The organism is Pseudaquidulcibacter saccharophilus (assembly GCF_019455445.1).
In the GTDB taxonomy this organism is placed as follows: domain Bacteria; phylum Pseudomonadota; class Alphaproteobacteria; order Caulobacterales; family Aquidulcibacteraceae; genus Pseudaquidulcibacter; species Pseudaquidulcibacter saccharophilus.
On record NZ_JAHWUS010000004.1, the window covers coordinates 17087 to 37264 of the forward strand.

Genomic DNA, 20178 nt, shown 5'->3' on the forward strand with positions numbered 1-20178 from the left:
ATTTGTAGCCTCATTACCGAAAAAGCCTCTTATTCGCATTCTGCTCAACGATTATCGTGCTTCGGAATGAAAGAATAGAAGAGGCAGTCACTCGACAAGAATTATTTAAATTCCTTGTGGAGGTTTATGATAGGCGGTGGTTGAATGAAATCAGGAACGGTTAATCGCGAGAAAAGTTTACGAGTTTATCTAAGTGATGAAGATAGGAAAATAATTGAAAGACGGGCAGATGAATGCAATTTATCTGTTAGTGCTTATTTGCGTAAATCTGGGCTTGGACAAAGAACTAGAAGTGCGCTTGATGGCGCGGTTGCAATGGATCTCCTCAAGATAAATGGTGAACTAGGACGATTAGGTGGATTTTTGAAATTATTGATTAGCGAGAAGAACAATGTGGAAGTTTCAGACATTCACTCTTTACTTGAAAAAATAGATAACACCATGGATGAAATCAGGCGGAAGGCAGGTTCGGTTTGATTGCTAAACGTGTCACAAAGAAAGTTAGCACTTCCAGCATTTCAGTCTTAGCTGGTTATATAGTTGGCTTGCCGGAAACCAGGCAGCCACAAGATTGGCCGCCATTGATAAATTACATCACTGATGCGGTAAGTGATGGTGCAAGGGTAGATTTTGTACGGGTTAGCAATTTACCAAGTGATGAATTGCGTGATGCGGTTCTGGCAATGATGATAACTCAAGATATGAATACCAGGTCAAAGACCGATAAAACTTACCATATGATATTTTCATTTCCCCCTGGTGAGAAGCCAAGTCGTGAAATATTGAATGATATTGAAGATAATTTAGTAGCATCTATTGGCCTAGGAGAACATCAAAGAATATCTGCGGCGCACGATGATAAGGATCACTATCATGTCCATATTGCCATCAATAAAGTTCACCCGAAAACTTATCGTAACGTTGAGCCATTTTATGATAAAAATGCGTTGATGCGAACTTGTGCGGAGTTAGAAAGAAAACATGGCTTGATGATTACTCATCATGGGGAATTGGCAGGGGCACAATCCAAAAGCCGGAGAACAAATTATGAAGTTCGTGATAATGGATTGAATTTTGAGAATGGCGAGAGTTTGCAATCATGGATAAAAAATAATGCTAAGGCGCAATTGTTAGAAGCATTTAAAGCATCAAATTCGTGGGATGAATTTCATGTTAAGTCAGCTGAAACAGGGCTTGAATTTAAGCTTCGTGGAGCGGGTATAGTTATTAAAACAATAGGGCAGGATGTGGCGGTTAAAGCCAGCTCGATTGACCGAGGGCTTACTTATAAAACATTGATTAGTAAATTAGGCGAGTTTAAGCCCGCACAAACTTCACCAAAACTTATACCGACAAAATCATATTCCAAGACACCGAAGATTAATAAAGAAATATCGGCGCCACTTTTTGCAAAATTCCAAAGTAACCGTTTGCAATCAATTGCCAACAGGCGCGAGGCTAAGGCAATATTGAATGAAAGAGGCGAACTTGCGGCGAGAGTTATAAAAGAAGCCTTTTTAAACAAAAAATCTTTAATTAAAAATAATCACTTACTTGGGCGTTTGAGTAAGAAATCCGAATATCAAAAACTAAAGCTTGAACAAGCAAAGATTTGGCAAGTTCATAAAAATTCTCTTGCTAATGAAAAAACGAAAATCGAAAAGGATATCCCTTTATATACTTGGCCGGAGTTTCTTCAAAATCAGGTTGCACAGGGTAATGAAAATGCGCTTGAAGTATTGCGCGCCCATGAAAAAAGCAAAGAGAAATTTATAGGCAATATTCTTAAATGCGATGATATTCATGAGGCTAGAAACATAATATTGAAGGATATGTCGCCAATTGTGCGGCGTAATGGTGATATTATTTATTTCATCAAAGATGGTGGAAAAGTGCTTGATACCGGTAAGGCGCTTAATGTTGAAACGGTAACAACAGGTTCAGCATTTCTTGCATTGTCATTGGCGCAAGAGAAGTTTGCGGGGAAGGGCTTGCGAGTTAATGGTAGTGATGCCTTCAAGCGTGAATTAATAATGGTTGCAGCATCAAAAGATTTTGTGGTTCGATTTGCTGATAAAGCATTGAATGATGCGGTTGCGATTTTGAAAGCAGAAAAATCCCAAAATAAGTTAATCCAACCCAAAATAGATACACACCAAACAATCAAGCCTAATATTAAACCTAGAAATAGGGGGCGATAAGAATATGGCACAATCATTGCGTGTCTTGCTATAATTTTCTTTCGTGAATTGGAATGAGACAATTATGTAAGTTGGAGTGCGCAAAGGATGGCAAATCATAATGAAAAGCCAAAGAGTTCATTTGGAGCTTTAATAGGTGTTCCTTTGCTAATTGCATATGTTTTGATTTGTAATTCTTTAGCTACCCAATATTTAGCAAAAATATTTTATCATCATAATGCTTTAGGTAAGCCTATATGGGAACAGCCTTATATGCCATTTAATTGGCTGGTTTGGGCTTTTAAGTTTGGAAACCAATTCCCAAAATTATTTACTATTGTTGAATTGTATCTGGCGCTGGCATTAGTTTCTGGCTTCGTGGTTTATGCACTTACAGTTGGGTTAGCTAGCCGCAAACCAAAGCAACATGATGGTATTCATGGAACCGCACACTGGGCAGATGAGCAAGAAGTTATGGCAACTGGCCTTTTGAGCTCGGATACTGGTTCTAATGCCGGTGTTTATGTTGGTGGTTGGACGGATAAAAAAGGCAATATACATTACCTTCGCCATAATGGCCCTGAACATGTTTTATTACTTGCCCCAACTCGTTCAGGTAAAGGTGTTAGCCTAATTGTCCCAACATTACTTAGTTGGGGTGAGAGCTGCGTAATTCTTGATAGTAAAGGTGAGCTTTATAATATGAGCGCTGGTTGGAGAGCGCAGCATGCAAATAATGTGGTAATAAAATTCGACCCAACTTCCGCAGAAGGTGGAGCGGGATATAACCCACTTGATTGCATTCGCTTTGAGACCAGCCATGAAATCGGTGATGTTCAAAACACCATGAACATTCTAGTTGATCCAGACGGTAAAGGTTTAAACGACCATTGGTCAAAGACTGCTCATGCATTTTTGGTTGGGGTAGTGATTCATGAATATTACAAATCAAAACTAAGTGGTCGAAATGTCAATTTATCCGATATCGCATTAGCGCTTTCAGATCCGACACGTTCAATAGATGACTATTATTCTGAAATGTTATTTAATCAACATTTGATTGGAAAAATAGCAAGGCCGCTAAAGGATATTGATAATAAAGTTGAATTACAATTATGGCAGGATGCTTATGGTGAAAATCTACATATAGGCGTAGCTGCAGCGGCACGTGATATGCTCAATCGCCATGAAGAAGAACGCGGTTCAGTATTATCAACCGCAATGTCCTACCTTGCTTTATACCGCGACCCATTAATAGCCGCGAATATAGGCCGAAGTGATTTTCAAATCGAAGACTTGATGGATGCAGATAAACCCCACAGTCTATATTTGGTAATACGTCAAGAAGATAAGGACCGCTTAAAGCCACTAATCCGTATGATATTGAACCAAATTGTACGTGTTTTATTGCGTCCTGAATTAACGTTCAAAAATGGCAAACCATTGCCGCCACATAAACATCGTCTTTTGTTAATGCTCGATGAGTTTCCTTCATATGGGCGCTTAGAAGTATTCCAAGAAGCTTTGGCTTTTATAGCTGGTTATGGAATAAAAGCCTATATTGTTTGCCAAGATATGGCGCAACTTAGAAGCCGAGAAACTGGTTATGGCAATGACGAGACCATAACCGCCAATTGCCATGTAAGGATTGCATTCGCACCCAACCGACTTGAAACCGCAGAATGGCTCAGCGGTATGAGCGGCACTATGACAGTAATTAAAGAAGACTTTACGACTTCAGGAGCAAGGTTTGGTGCGGTGCTTCAGAATGTTAATCGTTCCTATCATGAATTATCACGACCGCTTTTAACAATAGACGAAGCGTTAAGGCTGAAAGCCCCAAGAAAAGATTCGCGAGATCAAATTATTGAGGCGGGGGAGGTATTGGTTTTTGTGGCAGGACATGCACCAATTAAAGGAACTCAAACATTATATTTTCAAGACCCTGTCTTTTTGCGAAGAGCTAAAATCGAACCAATTAAAAAAGAACCAGACGTTAGTGCTCATAAATTTCAAAGCTCGCAATCAACAAAGCCGCTTGAGGCATTCAGGGTTAACTTTCAGAAGGGGAACTAAAATATGTTGGACGCTTTAATTGCGCAATGCGCATATAATACCCACCCCGACACGGTCAAAGCCATTATTCAGGTTGAAAGTGCAGGTAATCCATATGCTATCGGGGTGAATTATGGTGGTAGCAATAAACGTAAGCCCAATAATATTTCTGAAGCCTCACGTATAGCGCGCAGTCTTCTCGCTGAGGGTAAGAATATAGATATGGGCTTAATGCAAATAAATAGCGCAAATATGGCTAGATTTGGTCTTAGCCCAGAGACGATATTTGATCCATGTACCAATATTCGTGTCGGTACAAAAATTCTTTCTGCCAATTATGCCCAAGCTGTTGACATTTATGGTCCTGGCGAGACTGCTCTACGCGCAGCCCTGTCCGCATATAATACTGGAAGCATGGTGAAGGGGCTTCGTAATGGCTATGTTGCTAAATATTATAAAGGCAAGCCTACATTTGGTTTTTCAAATGTTTATGAGGCGGCAATCGCTTCAGCAAATGTTTCATTAAAAGGGCCTCCTCCTGATAATTTTAAAGAGATTTTAGTGGAAGAGCTTGATCCATATGGTTCTACAACGTCGGTTTATTCGAGGGAGTAGTAATATCTTGAGAACGAATTATTTAATATAAATATTTCCCAGCGTTAAAGGTCGCCCTTCTAACGTTTCGTCCCTCTAATAATTACGCTCTTTGCCCAATTTTCATTCGATTTGAGCTATGATTTTTATTTTAAGGCAATTGTTACCTGTGCTCAACAATACAATATATTGCCTCTTATGGTAAAATCATGTCATTAGGAGCGATATATTGCACTTAATATAATTTTATTGAATGTTGTGATAAAGTGTATTATATTACACATTAATTATAAAAATTAGCCTATAGGGTAATATATGACTTTTAGTGAGGATATGTTTTGTCTGGCAATGTTGAAATGCAAATAAAAGATATTGGGAAAAGAGTGTCAAAACTTAGGCTCGGTCATAATATGGCACAAGAAGACTTGGCAAAACTATCAGGTATATCTTTACGAACTTTGAAGCGATTGGAAGCTGGCGAAAATTCATCGCTTGAGACATTGCTTAAAGTTTTTAATTCTTTGAATCTAACAGAGCGATTATTTGCCATTTTTCCTGACACAGATGTTCGCCCCATCGAACGAGTAAAACTTAAAGGGCGTGAAAGGCAACGTGCTTCGGCAAAAGAAAAAATAGTCAAGGCATCTCAATGGGCTTGGGGAGATGACGAAGTATGACCGATGCAATAGTTAAGCTATGGGGTACGAATATTGGTGCAATCAGTTGGGTTGCAGAACGTAATATTGGCATTTTTCAATATGAGCCTGACTTTATAAAAAGCGGAATTGAACTTTCTCCAATTAAAATGCCGCTTCGTGATATGCCATATGAATTTCCTGAATTACCAAGAGAAGCATTCAAGGGCTTGCCAGGATTGTTGGCAGATTCATTGCCGGATAAATTTGGCAATGCAATAATAGATGCATGGCTTGCCAGACAGGGGCGTGAGGCAAGTTCGTTTAATCCAGTTGAACGACTTTGCTATATTGGCGAAAGAGGGATGGGTGCGCTTGAATTCCAACCAAACATCATCAACGTTTCAGATAAAGCACAAAAATTGGAAATTGAAGAATTGGTAAATCTTGCCAATGAAGTTTTGCAGAGCAGAGAAAGCCTATACGGAAAGCTAACAGGTAAAGATGATAGAAAAGAATTAGAGAATATAATCCGCGTTGGAACTTCAGCTGGTGGCGCACGTGCAAAAGCAATTTTAGCATGGAACCCACAAACAGGAGAGTTCCGATCCGGTCAGATTAAAGCTGATGACGGATTTACATATTGGCTTTTGAAGTTTGATGGCGTTTCCAATAACTTTGATAAAGAAACCGCCGATCCACAAGGTTTTGGCAAGATTGAGTATGCGTTCTATTTAATGGCGCTTGATGCACAAATTGATATGTCGGAATCAAGGTTATTTAAAGAGGGCGGACGCGCCCACTTCATGACTAAGCGCTTCGATAGAGATAAGAATGGCAAAAAGCTACATATGCAATCTCTTGCAGCTTTGCAGCATTATGATTTGAATATGGCAGGCGCATATTCATATGAGCAAGCTATAAACACAATCAGGGCTTTGAAGCTACCAAGGTACGATATAGAGCAACAATTTCGTCGTGCTGTACTTAATATTTTAATTCGCAATCAAGATGACCATGTAAAAAATATTGCATTTTTGATGAATAGGACTGGGGAATGGAGATTATCACCAGCTTTTGATGTTGCTTATGCTTATAATCCGAACGGGCAATGGACCAGCCAGCATCAAATGAGTTTGAATGGCAAGCGGGATAATTTCACACTTAATGACCTCATCGAATTTGCAAGATTTTGTGAGATTAAATCAGCAAAAGCCAAGTCTATTATCGGCGAAATCGAACAAGCCGTAGGCAAATGGTTTGAGTACGCAGAAGCCGCAGGGATATCAAGCACTGAGGCCAAAGCAATAGATAAATATCTTCGTAAAAGACTAGGCTAGGCTATTGTGAATGAATATTAGCGTATGGTGAAAATTGTTCTTGATAATGCGAGTTGTTTGCATTAATGGGGCGTATGCCTCATATTTGGATATACATTCTTATATTGCTCATTTCTGCGTGCTTCGTTTATGTGCTTGAGACGCGTTCAGTGCAGGGCGCGCGCTTCAACGCGATTGTAAACTACCCAAGTATCAATGTTTTTTGGTTTGGGCTTGTAACAATTGTAATTGGTATGTGCTTCTTGATAAGTGCCGATTTTTTTATTGCTGCTTTTTATGCGATTTTTGTTTCGGTGAGTATTTTGATTGTATTTAGGAAATATAATACATCAATTATTGCACCGCAGAATCTATATAAGCCAATTGTTATTATCAAAATTAAAAAGAAGTTATCGTTCAAGTATATTAGTATTTTTAATGTTCTACTCCGTGTCATAAATGTAGTTATTCTTTCAGCGGTGCTTGGGGCATTGGTAGGGATAATGTTCCATTCTGTGGTAAATATCGCAGAGGTAGATTTAGTTATTTATACAGCTTTTATCGCATCTCTTAGTTTTGCTGGCTTTATAACATACTTCGCTAGTACAAAACACAATATCCGCGCATTTTTATTTGGTTTAGTGATTGCCGTGATTTGCATGGGTATTATCGCATTAAGTGGGAAAGTGATGTTGAAATGAATTTGAAAATTTCAAAAAACACTATTTCAAAGTTAACTGATGGACATAAAATTCTTGGCCTAGCATTTAGCGCCGTTTTGTATTTAATATGTATGACAGGCACAATTGTTGTGTTTTTTGTAGAAATGGAACGCTGGGAACAACCAACTCTTCCAGAATATACGGCATACGATAATTCGGCTATAGCTAGGGCTGCGCTGGATACGCAAAAGGTTATGGTTGCCGACAAAAACCGTTCTCCTGTAGAAGAAGATATTTATATCGGCTTTCCAAGTGATAATTTACCAAGAATTGTGGCCGGCTATAGTGATGATGCGCGTGCATATGATAGTAAAGGTAATTATGTTGGCAGTGCTAATCATCCTAACGTCCATTTCGTAAGCGAGCTACACTATTATCTTCACCTGCCAGAGAGCTACGGAATGATTGTAGTGAGTGTTTTGGGTATTTTTATGCTGGCGCTTTTGATTGGTGGAGCGCTTTCGCACAAAAAAATATTTGCCGATGCATTTAAATTGCGTCCGCGAGCCGAGGGGCACTTGGGGCGCGCCGATACACACAATAGAATTGGTACTTGGACTTTGCCTTTTGCGCTTGTAGTGACTGCAACGGGATCATTTGTTGGCTTTTCGCAATTGATTGTTTTTCTTATTGCTACGGTATTTTATCAGGGCGATTTTAGCAAGGTTATGGATCCAATGTTGGGTTCACAACATGAAATAACCAAAATTACACAAAATGTCCCGCTTAAGGGTGAGGCTGCAATTGTTAGAGCAATTTCCGAACTAAAGAAAAATGAACCTGATGCAATACCTACTTATCTGGTTTTAAAGAATGCTGCGACATATACGCCATCGCTAGAAATTATAGCAAAAAAGGCAGATCGTTTGGCGTTTGGCGAGACTTATAGATTTGATGCAGACGGTAATTTAAAGACGCAAAATGGTTATCTTAATGGCGCTATTGGTAAGCAAATTTACGCAAGTCTCTTTCCTCTGCATTTTGGGAATTATGGCGGCTTACCAATTCAAATCGCGTATTTCGTTGTTGGCTTTGCGCTTTGCTTTATGATTAATGCGGGTATGGAAATTTGGTTTACCAAAAGCGCTGCCAAAGCAAAACCAAAACCATATTTGCATGCCATTTGGGTTAGTTTTGTATATTCTTCAATTAGTGCAATCGCGATTGCAATGACGTCAAATTTTTTTGATTTAAAGTCTGATGTAATTATTTATTGGGGCTCACTTATTTCGCTGATTATTATTGGCTTGGTGGCGTTTAACACGTTTGAGCAAAACGTTTTGTATTTAGGACGTTTGATGCGTGCTATATTTGCTCTTTCAATTTTGCTTTTGGTGATTGCGCATTTTATTAAGTTTAAAGTCGTTAATTTTGCCACCATGTCGGTGAGCGTTCCATTGATATTAATCGCCGTTTTTATATTGGTGCCAATTTTTAGGTCGCTAATTAATCTAAAACAAAAACAAATATTGGTCGAGCAAGATATTCAAGTTTGAAGTATTGGTTTTAACTATCATATGCAAATGCGTTGCAATTGCATTAAAGTGGAGTGGGAAATGAGAAGTAAAATATTAATAAGTGTCTGTGCCTTGGCGTTGGCAATACCGTTTGCATCGGCATATGCACAAGATGCAAATACAAAAGAAGTAATTATCGTAAAGGGCAAACGATTAAATCGTATTTCTAATGGTGCGACTGGACTTCCGATGGCAATAAAGGACACGCCGCAAACTATTAGCGTAATTAGCAAAGAGCAGATATCAGATTATGCGACAAGTGGTTCAAATGAAGCCTTGGCAATGGGAACTGGTCTTAATGTTGCCCAATATGAAACTAATCGTGCCGCATATAATGCGCGTGGCTTTGATGTACAGCTTACGCAAATAGATGGCATTGGCATGACCAATGATTGGGGTAGTGTCACTGGACAACAGGACACTTTCTTGTTCGAGAAAATTGAATTAATTCGTGGGGCAAACGGATTGTTAACTGGGGTTGGTAATGCGTCAGGCACCATAAATTATGTTCGTAAGCGTCCCAAAAACATTGCTGGTGGTGAATTCAACATTACAGCAGGCGATAATTCCTTAATTCGTGCAAATGTTGATTATAACAAAGTGCTAACCGCAGATGGTCGTTGGTCGGGGCGTATTGTTGCAGCAATTGAAGATAAAGATTCTTATTTGCGGGCGCTACATGATAAACGCCAAGTTGTTTATGGCGTAATAGATGGTCAGATTGGCGACAGTGGTGTTTTGACTATTGGTACAACTTATCAAAAAAACAACCAAGATTCACCTATGTGGGGCGCATTAGGTCTCATTAGGACTGATGGTACACAAGCAGATTTTGATGTTTCATCATCAACGTCCCAAGATTGGACGTTTTGGAACACAGATTCAATAACTGCCTTTGCGGAATATGCCTATAGATTAAGTGATAATTGGGAAGCAAAAGTATCATATAATTATCGTAAAGGTAATGAAGATGCAAAAATTCTCTATGCTTTTGGTGCATTGAATGCTGATAATACAGGTCTATTGGGTTGGCCTTATTATGGGATTACTGAAACTAAAAATCATTTGTTTGATGCGTCTGTAAACGGGAAATTTAGCCTGTTTAATCGGGAACATAGTTTGATCGCAGGTATAAGCCATTCTAGCCAAGAGTTCGAAACTGATCTGCTGCCATTTGATAGTTCGTATTTGTATTTGCCATTCCCTGCTTTTCCGTATGCTGGCAATGTTTATCCTGAACCAGTTTGGGGTGCCCGCACCCCAAGTTCAGGTGGTGAACAAAAACTTACTAGGGCATATTTTGCCACCCGCTTAGAACTGTCTGATAAAGTTAAGGTAATTATTGGTGCAAATGCTGTTAATTTAGAGCGTGAAGGCAGCTCAAGATATGGTAGTGCTGTTGATGTTATTAAATATCCTGCAACTAAGAAATTTAGCCCATATTTTGGTTTAACATATGACATCACAAATAATGTTTTGGCATATATTTCTTATTCAGATATTTTCCAAAACCAAGATCAATCTGACCAAAACAAACATTATTTAGACCCAACAAAAGGTGTAAACTATGAAGCTGGCTTGAAGGCGGAATGGCTTGATAAAAAACTGCTAACTACACTTGCGATATTTGAAGCGGAACAAGAAGGCCTTGCTACATACGGCGGCATCTCTGGTGATGGTACATATTGGTATTATGGCGCAGATGTAACTTCTAAAGGTTTTGAATTAGAGGCAACAGGTAGAGTTACTGATAATACAAGTATTACTGTTGGTTACACCAATCTTGACCTAATTGGGCCCGATGGCGGTAATATTTACACATGGATTCCACGCCAAACATTTAATTTAATGGTGAATACGCGACCAACATTCAATCCAAAGCTTAAACTTGGATTGAACGGAAAATGGTCATCAAAAGCGACTAACCCCGGTGTTGCATCACAAGATTCATATTTTGTCCTAAATGGTTTTGCATCTTATGATGTAAATGAACATGTTGTTTTAAAGTTGAATGTTAATAATATGTTTGATGAAAAATATCTGAAGACTGTTCAATATTCCGCTTACTATGCTGCCCCAAGGAATGTGAGTGTAACGTTTGGTTATAAATTTTAGCTATTTTTGGGCTGCTTTCGGGCAGCCCAAATTTTTATATTAAGGCAGAAATATATTGGTAAGCGCAAAACTTATCTTCCCGCAAAAAATGTATTTTATTATGACCATTTTAATTTTTTCAAATTACCAAATATCAAATAAGTAAATATTCCATGACAGTAAAATTATCAAACTCTGAAATAATAAATAAGTTATATACAAACAAAAGCAAAACAACTGTGTTGCCTAATTACGATATGCATATAAAAATTCTATTTACATTCTTATCAGCATATGTAGTTTTACTTTTTGTCGAAAATTTTGTCCCAAAGCTGCATAGCTTTTTGCTTTTAGTCCAAGTCGCATGTTTATTAATTATTATTCTAACAATGGCTGTAATAAATATTTATATTTATACTGATCTAATTAAGACGTATATTAATAACCCTGAAAAATTTGCAAATGAGATTGATGGGCCAGGCTTCATTGAAAAAGATTTTATTGATGATTTTTCAAACTGGGATGAATATGAATTAAATAAACGACTTGGCGATATTGCGTATGCAAAAAATATTATAAATAGTAAGACTAATATTGAAGCATTTTTGGGGCTGGCTATGAGTGGATTTGTTGCCTTGATTGGTCTTTTTTCTGCTGTGTCAATTATCAAGATAATGAATTATATAACAATTAGCTTGGGGCTTGGTTTCAGCATTGGTGTGTTAATATTGAGCCATTATAATATTAAAATTCTTAAGCTTGAGTATATATTTAAATCAGCACTATTGCTCAAGCAGGCGAAACCCATGTAAAAAATCTACTAAATCGACATGTGATTATATTAATTTAGGGTAAAAGGAACCAAGTAGTTTATTCAATTAACTACTGCTTAGATTTATTTAAAATAAACTAATAAATAACAAAATATATTTCCGTAGACGATTCAGTTACACTATTACCTAATAATAAAATCCTTAGTCACGCTAACATTAAACCTGTATCCAGGCCTGATTTGTAGCGTTGGTTGAATGCGAATATTGCGCCCTATAACTTGGCTTCCGGTTTGTCCTAATTGTTGCCCAATTGCACTGGCTATGGTTTGACCATTTGTGATGTTCTCGCCATTGGATGCTTGGGGTTGTGATACTTGAACACCGGCAGAGAATATTGACATTAATAATGCTGCCCCAAATGTCTTCCCATAATGATTATTAGTCTTATCATTGAAGCCAGCATAGCCACTTTGATCTGCTGCTGGCATCATATTTAAATCAAGTGAAGAAGCATCTGGAAATATAATTCTATTCCACGCAACTAATACTCGGTTTTGCCCAGTAGTTACTCCATTGTCATAGGTTCCAACTAAGCGAGAACCCTGTGGAATAAGCAGATGTTTGCCAGTTTTGGTGTCATAAACATTTTCAGAAACTTGGGCGATAATCTGCCCTGGTAAATCTGAATTGAGACCACCAATCATAATTGCCGGAATGATTGAACCTGCTTTAAGTTCATATGGTGATAATGCAGGCATTTTGCTTGAGCTAGAATAATTGCTTGCGTAATTCTTTTGTTGCAAGAAACCACGCTTAGCATCTTGTCCATTAAATTCAGCATCATTGTCGCCAGAACCAGAATGAGCGATGTTTGTAAATGAAGTGCTGTTAGTTGCGGTTGGTATATCACTACTACCTATTGAATAACTGCTGTTGCTGATACTGGCGTTATTGCCATTACTTTGATTTGAATTAATAGAGGTTGGGGCATTTAATGCCGCCATAAAAGCCGTTTCACGGCTTTGGTTAGCTGTGGTTTGTTTTTGTTTATAAATTGCCCATTGTTCTGCATATGGTGAAGGAGGTGGGCTATTATTAGAATAGTTGGAGTAATTATTCTGTGCAGCTTGGTTTTGGGTTTCACTAATCGATGGAACTTGGTTTTTCTCAACTTCGTTATTGGCGTCAATTTGATTTAATTGTGCATTGCCTTCCACACTGTTTGTTTCATCATTTTGCAAAACTTCTCTGGGTGGTGAAGCTGATTGGGTCGCTTTTAAAGAAGTATCGGCCTTTTTGTATTTTACATTGCCTCTAGCGACTGTTGCATACATCATTAAAGCAACGACAGAAGCACCGAGCCCAATGGCAATATATTTTGGAACATTATTTAATCTTCTAACACCAGCACCACGGGTGGGAATGCGACCTAAAAGAGATGGTGATGCCTCAGGGGCATCAATGTTTATGTTATCATTTTTCATGGGTCTGCCCTAATGGTTAATGGTGATGCCGGAATTATTGAATTACCTTCAGATTTGCTAAAAAACCGCGTTGCTTCAAAATCATCAGTTTTAATCCTAATTAGAATTTTATCATCTATTTCATATACGGAATAAGAAACTTTCAGACTTGGCAGGCTTTCATCATTGGTGACTATGATAGAATTTAGCTTTAGCCTTTTCTCAATTTCACTTCTTGCAACGTATGGTTCGCTAGTAAGTAATTTCACGTAGTTAAATTGCTTATCTTGTGTTTCTTCAATAACCCAATCGGTTATTGCTGCTGCGATATAGGTTGAGTAATCTTGCAAATCTGAAGCGTGAGGTTTGTTGGTTGATGGTGTATCTATTGTGGCGCAAGCGGAAGTCGCAATACACAATGCTATAATGGAAATAAGACGTTTTTTCATGTCCTAATCCTTCCTAGTAATAGTAACTTTGGTTTGTTTATTGCCCGTGCCGCCAATTAGCTCGGCCTTGTCAAATATTTTATCAACAACGTATCTCGTGCCAATTACGCGGTAATTGACTAATTGCTCTTGGTTGTCGCCTAACACTAATAAAGCTGGTGCTTCGGTGGTTTTAATAGCGTCAGGAAATTCAATATAAGTTTTGACATTATCATTATAAACGCGGATAGGCTTCCAACGAGGTTTCGCACCACTTATATTGTAATTGAAGTTCAAATTACCTTGCTCAGTTTGCGCGGTTTCTTGTGTTCCCATGCGAATTTTATAATTACGCCATTGGTCTTCCATATCTTCCGCATAGGTGAAGGAAATGCGTGCCATATAGTCAGTACGACGACTTACCAATTTTAAAACATAAGTTCGTCGGTTAGTGGTGATAATTGCATTGGTTTGTAATGCAGCATCAGTTGGTTTCACGATTATATGCGTGGTTACATTCATGCCAGAGCCACTTGTTGCTGGGCTTAGCTTCCAGCGTACCGCGTCACCAACATTAATATCATTTACGATTTCACCCTCTTGCAAAGTTATGTCGCATACTATCAATGGCGCACAGACTATTGATGGCATAGTTTCACCAAATGGGAAAACCACAACTCCTTCGGCACCTTTGACAGGCATTACTTGGTTATTTGAATAACTCTTTGCGATCGCCATTCCTGCTGTCTCGCGTTTAGTAAGGCTAGAGTTTTTGCCAGACATCAGGTTTGCAGGGGGCGGAGGAACTTTTCTGGTTTCAATAGCTACCGGTTCAGTAATTAAACTATCTGGAGACGGCATTATCGGTGTGTTAGATAAAACAGTGTCAGTATTTTGCCCATTTGAGCCAATAGCAGGAACTTTTGGGTTCTGTGTAGTCACAGGCTTTTTGTGTTTTATTTTAGAGTAACTATGATGTGACTTTGCCTGAGGTCTATGTGTGGTTTTAGCATGTGAATTGCCACTTATTAATAAGGCCAAAACGGAAAGTGATATTATAAATTTATTACGCATTTTAGCCTCCTAAATTCTTTGCGACCAACTAAGGGAATTAATGACAATGCCCATCGGATTAATTAAAGCTTTGCTTTCTTCTGTCGGCGGAACAATTGAAATCCCGACTTGCGCTTGCCAGTTGGTGTTGCTTATTAACTGGCCATCGCGTTGGAGAACCTCTTCACGCCACTCAATTCGATAAGAATCTTTCGTAATGGGGAGAACTGATTGAACGGAAATTGAAACGCTTTCGGTTTTAGCGCGTTCAAATGGCTGAAAATTAGTGTGGAAATCGGCCAAGGTGCTAAATGCAGGCGTGCTGTTTCCAACTAGAGCATAGGCTTCATTTACCGCTTTATTTTGCGCATCTTTATCAAAATATACGCTCCTTGCATTAGTAACCCATCTTGCCAATTGTGCCCGAATTATACGGCTATCAGGTATTGAGGCTTTGTCCGCAACACCGATCGCGACGGCTTCACCTAATTTATCAACTTCAACCACATAAGGTGTGATTTTGCTTTGTGCGCCAACCCATGCGAGACCACCACATGCAAGACCTGCTAAACAAAGCGAAGTAATTGCAATTATTTGCCAATTCCTAGTTTGCGAAATATAACTTCCATATCTTTCATTCCACTCTCTGCGTGCGGATAAATACACATTGGTTTGCTCTTTGGTGTTTGGTATTGCCGATTTAAAATCTTGGCGATGCGCTTTATTCAGAAACATGGTCATTACCTTTCGCTTTAGGTCGTTTTAATTAGTCAAAGTGGTTACTTTCATATGTTGGTCTATTCAGCCTCAATAGAATTTACTTCTTGAGGTTTTTCTTGGTCTTGGTTTTGTAATTGGTTCTGGATTGGGCCAGTTGCCCCACCATTTGCTGCTTGGTTGGCAATATTGCTTTGTTGCAATTGGTTGGTTTGGTTATCCATATCGGCAGACATTCGCCCACCCATCGTGCCATAACCCATATGTTGGCCACTTAGCCGCGCTCCAATGTCTGATATTGCGGCTTTAGCTAAGTTTCCTGTCGCCATTGCTGCCGTAGTCATAAATTGCGAGCCCATACCTTGTGGAGCAGTTTCAGAACTAGCAGAGGATTTTAATTGTTCGCTTGCTAATTTTCCGGCGCTATATGCTGCCATGCCGGTACCGGCAATTGCTTCGCCAGCTGAGCTAGCGGCTGCTGCTGCACTAGCTCCTGCTGCAGCAATTCCACCCATTGCACCAACTAATGCCCCGCCACCTGTGAAGGTAGCACCACTAATTACCGCTTGAACCATATCGGGAATTATTTTAACTAATGCCAGCATAACAACGGCAAAGCCAAGCATGATGAGTGCATCATTAATATCATCAATGCCGGCATTAGCTAAATCGGAGAATAAGGTTTGTCCTACCCCGACAATGATTTGCATGACAAAGAGTTTTGCACCCACTCCCATCACGCCCATAATAGCTTTATAAGCGACATCTTTTGTCCAGCGAGAGCCAGCAAACCCTAAGAATAATACCGACATTGTAGAAATGCCCCAAGCGGCAACCAATGTCATAATCATCATTGCAACAATTAGTGCAAACACTACCATTGTCACTATCGCCGTTATACCGATAATTATGCTGTCTGCTATTTCTGTGAGCGTCATTTTATCAAGCATTGCTTGACCAATACTCATGCCAGAGTTGAAAATATCTGCGGGACTTAAACCAGCACTTCCACCGACAGAGCTCGCTGCTCCGCCGCCTGCCTGAGAAAAGCTTTGTACAATTATGTTTCCGAGATTAGCGCCATTTTGAATGATAAATAGCCCAATGCCTATAAATAGAATTTGTTGAATAAGTGCTGCTGCTACGTCACCTAAATCACCACGTTTGAAGGCAATTGAAATCATTGCATAGCTAAATTCAATACCCGCCAAAATCATAAAGAGACTTCTTGCGTAACCAAGCAATACGCCTTGCATTCCTTGAAATCTTGCCTGAAATAAATCAGGCACTGCATTTAGAACTTCAGGTGATACGGTTGCTGAATGTGCAAAGTTTGGAATAAAGGCAAATGCAATGATATTGCCAATTATCAAATATGCGCTAATTGCCTTTATACCATGTTTCATTAATATCTCTTTCCACCAGTTATTTTGAAGTTACGAGATTTATGAAGACGACCGCTTGCTGCGGCTTTCACATCGGCTTGATCTTGCTGGCTTGCATACCAATTTGCTTGCATTTGAGTTTGTAGCATCATTAATTGGCGAAGTTTTTGGGTTTGCCTAACGCCTTGCGCCGCCATTTGATTGCCGACTTGTGCCGCTTGCATTCTGCCTTGCGCACTGTTACCCATGGCTTCCAATTGGCGCATCAAAGCATCTTCATCATTCATTTGACTATTTTGCATGCCAAGTGCCGCCAAAGTTGCTTGGATTGAGCTATTGGTTTCATCGCTCCATTGATTATATTTGCCGGTAATGGAATTAATGCCACTACCTGAATATGTACTATAACCTTGGTATCTTTGGCGGATTTGTTGTTCGATATTATTGCCTTGATAGGACAATGATTTAACATCATTCATCAATTGATTTACACGATTGATGTTTTGCATTGTCTGTCCCCAATATTGGGCAGGCAAAGTGGCAGAATTAACAACCATATCATTCAATTGTTGTTGAGCGATTTTTAATTGTTGAAGCTGACGGTTTAATTGTTCTATTAGTTTAGCAACTGCTGTCGGGTCATAAACCACAAGTGCATTTGCTGATTTTGGGATTATTGTGGACGTAAATGCAAACAAACTTATTACTGAGAGTGTGAGAAATGATCTCTTTGATAAATTTGTACTTTTCATAATTTCACATTCCTTTCCTTTAACCATTGATAGGGCCAATTATCGCCATATCTTGCAGCTAACTCACGTATGCGGGATAATTGTTCTTTGTCTGAAACCCCAACAAATGAGAGGGCTATCGGACCTAAATTCAGATCAAAAAGTCTGCGTCCTTCGGGGGAAACGAAATAATAATGTTTCTTCTTGGTGGCATTGCGAATAATCTCTATTTGGGCATCATTCATGCCGAAGATTTTATATAAATCGCGTGGCCCAACTATATTTTCTGTGCCGGATTTATCGGCCTCTTCATTGGGAAGTAGGATTTTAGTCGGGCAGGCTTCAAGTAATATATCTAATATGCCTGACTTGACCGCATCTGAAAGGGATTGGGTTGCAAGGACAACTACGCAATTGGCTTTGCGTAACACTTTAAGCCATTCGCGAATTTTCTCACGAAATGTCGGATGTCCTAACATTACCCATGCTTCGTCCAAGATTAGTATGGCAGGTGAACCATCAAGCGAACGTTCAAATCTTCTAAAAAGATATAGAAGGACAGGTATAAGGCTCTTCTCACCCATTCCCATTAATTCTTCGATTTCAAATACTGAAAATGTGCTATTAGCTAATTCATCCTTATCATTATCAAGTAAGCGTCCCATAGCTCCTTGAAGGGTATAGAAACTTAGTGCTGCACGAATTTCTTCATCTTGAACCGTTGCCAGAAAATCAGTCATAGTGTGGCCATATTGAGATGGGTTGCCATTCTCATCATGATTGGCCTGCATTAGTTTTATTGCGCGGTAGATTGCCTCTCTTTGATTGGGACTTGGTGGTCGATTGGTTTGCAATTCAAAAAGTGTGGCTAGCCAATCATTAGCCCATGCAATATCATTGTCGGTTTCAAGATATGCCAAGGGGCACATTCCAATTTGACTTTGGCTGCTTGAGTTTACGTCTGCCGCTATATCATAATGTTTTCCACCGGTTGCTAAGGCAAGTGGCATCATTGAGCGGCCTTTGTCAAAGGCGGTAATTCTGGCTTTGGGATAACGCCTGAATTGTGCAGCAATCAAACCAAGCAATGTTGATTTACCTGCACCGGTTGGACCAAAAATCAATGTGTGCCCCACATCACCAACATGAAGGTTGAGGCGGAATGGTGTTGTGCCACTTGTCGAGGCATGAAGTAATGGTGGTGAGTTCGTTGGATAAAATGGGCACGGATTGCTTTCACGTCCTGCCCAAACTGATGACAAAGGAATTAAATCGGTTAGTGATAATGTATGAAGGAATGGTCTTCTTATATTGGGGATTGGATGACCAGGTAATGAACCTAAGAATGCCTCCATGGCATTAATGGTTTCAATTCTGGCAGAAAAACCTTCACGTCTAATTTGTTTGGCAACTAACCTTGCATTTTCTAAAGCAAGTTCGGCAGATTTAGCATAAATAACAACAACTGGGGTATAATAGCCGTAAAGTACAACGCCACTGTTGGCATCGGCAATTGCACCTTCGGTAGAGCGTTGCATCATTAGGGCATCTTCATCGATAACCCCGCCTTCGGTACGGAACATTTGTGACCAAAACCCACGAACCTTTTGCTTCCATTGACGGCGGTATTTATTAAGCTCAATTACCGCTTCATATTGTTCAAGATAGATAAAACGTGATGACCAACGATATGTGATAGGAAGGTGATCTAATATGTCGAGAATGCCGACATAGGATTCTGCAGGGAAGCCGTCTATTGCAACACAGGCAACATAATTTTCACCAATTTTTGGCGTATCACCAACATAAGTTTCGACATTACCAACATAGGCATCCATATACATGGGAATGGGTGGAATATTGACGGGATTTAATTCACCTGTCAGGCAGAATTGCAGATAATTTACTAATTCATCTCGTAAATGTTTGCGCCCATTTATATCTTCGAATTCAAAGCTCTTCATCCGGCGCAATGATAGGTAATTACCTAATCTATCTTGCATTTCGTTGATAGCTTTTTTGAATTGTTCAAGAATTTTGGAGGCTGGTGATATTCCTTTTAGGTTTTTATCTTCATCATAGAGATAATCTTGAATTTTACTTTCGCGCCGAAGAGGTGGTGTGTACATCATTATTAGAACATATTCGCTCTCAAAGTGTTCACCTTCGGTCATAAAGTGTTGGCGACGTTCTTCTTCAATCAGTTTAGAAATTTTATCTGGAAAAGAAGAACGGTATTCGGCAGGATAGTCTTCAGCCGGTAATCTTATTGCGTCGTGCCAAGTTACCCAGCCAGACCCTAATTGGCACATGGCGGCATTTATTCGCGCAGAGATATAATTTTTCTCTTCAGGTGTCGCACTCGCTAAATCCGAGCCTCTATAATAAAAGCCAGCCATAAGTGAGCCGTCTTTGCCCAACACAATCCCATCATCTATAAGAGCCGCCCAATTTAATAAATCTGGCATACCTTTGGCAGTTTCTTGGAATTGTTTGATAGCTAACATTGTCG

General features: G+C 39.4%; 17 protein-coding genes. 10 read left to right on the forward strand and 7 right to left on the reverse strand.

All coding sequences use genetic code 11. The features are described from left to right. Positions 1-144 precede the first annotated feature (144 nt). The 10 genes from KXV15_RS11495 (at position 145) to KXV15_RS11540 (ending at position 11928) form a co-directional block, all read left to right on the forward strand. A complete protein-coding gene (locus KXV15_RS11495) occupies positions 145-477 on the forward strand; it encodes a plasmid mobilization protein (protein ID WP_240008349.1) in 333 nt (110 codons plus the stop codon). Then, positions 474-2201 carry a TraI/MobA(P) family conjugative relaxase gene (traI, locus tag KXV15_RS11500; RefSeq protein WP_338050449.1) on the forward strand — a complete coding sequence of 576 codons (1728 nt, stop codon included), beginning with the start codon at positions 474-476 and terminating at the stop codon, positions 2199-2201. The genes KXV15_RS11495 and traI overlap by 4 nt, the downstream gene beginning before the upstream one ends. Before the next feature lie 87 nt (positions 2202-2288). Further along, positions 2289-4256, forward strand: coding sequence for a type IV secretory system conjugative DNA transfer family protein (locus tag KXV15_RS11505; protein ID WP_240008351.1), 1968 nt, complete (start codon positions 2289-2291; stop codon positions 4254-4256). Between the two features lie 3 nt (positions 4257-4259). Then, on the forward strand, positions 4260-4850 hold the full coding sequence (locus KXV15_RS11510) for a lytic transglycosylase domain-containing protein (RefSeq protein ID WP_240008352.1): 591 nt from the start codon (positions 4260-4262) through the stop codon (positions 4848-4850). A 317-nt stretch (positions 4851-5167) separates the two neighbouring features. Then, a complete protein-coding gene (locus KXV15_RS11515) occupies positions 5168-5506 on the forward strand; it encodes a helix-turn-helix transcriptional regulator (RefSeq protein ID WP_240008353.1) in 339 nt (112 codons plus the stop codon). Then, positions 5503-6804, forward strand: coding sequence for a type II toxin-antitoxin system HipA family toxin (locus KXV15_RS11520; protein ID WP_240008354.1), 1302 nt, complete (start codon positions 5503-5505; stop codon positions 6802-6804). Before KXV15_RS11515 ends, KXV15_RS11520 begins: the two co-directional genes overlap by 4 nt. Before the next feature lie 131 nt (positions 6805-6935). Further along, positions 6936-7484, forward strand: coding sequence for a hypothetical protein (locus KXV15_RS11525; RefSeq protein ID WP_240008355.1), 549 nt, complete (start codon positions 6936-6938; stop codon positions 7482-7484). After that, positions 7481-9001, forward strand: a complete 1521-nt coding sequence (locus KXV15_RS11530) for a PepSY-associated TM helix domain-containing protein (RefSeq protein WP_275671625.1) — start codon at positions 7481-7483, stop codon at positions 8999-9001. The genes KXV15_RS11525 and KXV15_RS11530 overlap by 4 nt, the downstream gene beginning before the upstream one ends. A gap of 60 nt (positions 9002-9061) precedes the next feature. Then, positions 9062-11137: a TonB-dependent siderophore receptor gene (locus tag KXV15_RS11535; RefSeq protein ID WP_240008357.1), complete on the forward strand. Its 2076-nt coding sequence runs from the start codon at positions 9062-9064 to the stop codon at positions 11135-11137. A gap of 152 nt (positions 11138-11289) precedes the next feature. Beyond that, positions 11290-11928 (forward strand): hypothetical protein, encoded by a 639-nt coding sequence (locus KXV15_RS11540; protein ID WP_240008358.1) that lies wholly within the window; start codon positions 11290-11292, stop codon positions 11926-11928. A gap of 143 nt (positions 11929-12071) precedes the next feature. On the opposite strand, the gene KXV15_RS11545 is transcribed toward KXV15_RS11540, so the two are convergent. From KXV15_RS11545 to KXV15_RS11575, 7 genes are all read right to left on the reverse strand, one after another. Next, entirely contained in the window at positions 12072-13373 is a 1302-nt protein-coding gene (locus KXV15_RS11545) for a TrbI/VirB10 family protein (protein ID WP_240008359.1), read from the reverse strand. After that, complete coding sequence (locus KXV15_RS11550; protein WP_240008360.1) at positions 13370-13801, reverse strand: hypothetical protein; 432 nt, start codon at positions 13799-13801, stop codon at positions 13370-13372. Before KXV15_RS11550 ends, KXV15_RS11545 begins: the two co-directional genes overlap by 4 nt. Before the next feature lie 3 nt (positions 13802-13804). Then, entirely contained in the window at positions 13805-14854 is a 1050-nt protein-coding gene (trbG, locus tag KXV15_RS11555) for a P-type conjugative transfer protein TrbG (RefSeq protein ID WP_240008361.1), read from the reverse strand. 9 nt (positions 14855-14863) lie between these two features. Further along, positions 14864-15568, reverse strand: coding sequence for a conjugal transfer protein TrbF (trbF, locus tag KXV15_RS11560; protein ID WP_240008362.1), 705 nt, complete (start codon positions 15566-15568; stop codon positions 14864-14866). 62 nt (positions 15569-15630) lie between these two features. Next, positions 15631-16956, reverse strand: coding sequence for a P-type conjugative transfer protein TrbL (trbL, locus tag KXV15_RS11565; RefSeq protein ID WP_240008363.1), 1326 nt, complete (start codon positions 16954-16956; stop codon positions 15631-15633). Further along, positions 16956-17687, reverse strand: a complete 732-nt coding sequence (gene trbJ, locus KXV15_RS11570; protein ID WP_240008364.1) for a P-type conjugative transfer protein TrbJ — start codon at positions 17685-17687, stop codon at positions 16956-16958. Before trbJ ends, trbL begins: the two co-directional genes overlap by 1 nt. Further along, positions 17684-20173, reverse strand: coding sequence for a VirB4 family type IV secretion/conjugal transfer ATPase (locus KXV15_RS11575; protein WP_240008365.1), 2490 nt, complete (start codon positions 20171-20173; stop codon positions 17684-17686). The genes trbJ and KXV15_RS11575 overlap by 4 nt, the downstream gene beginning before the upstream one ends. Positions 20174-20178: the final 5 nt, after the last annotated feature.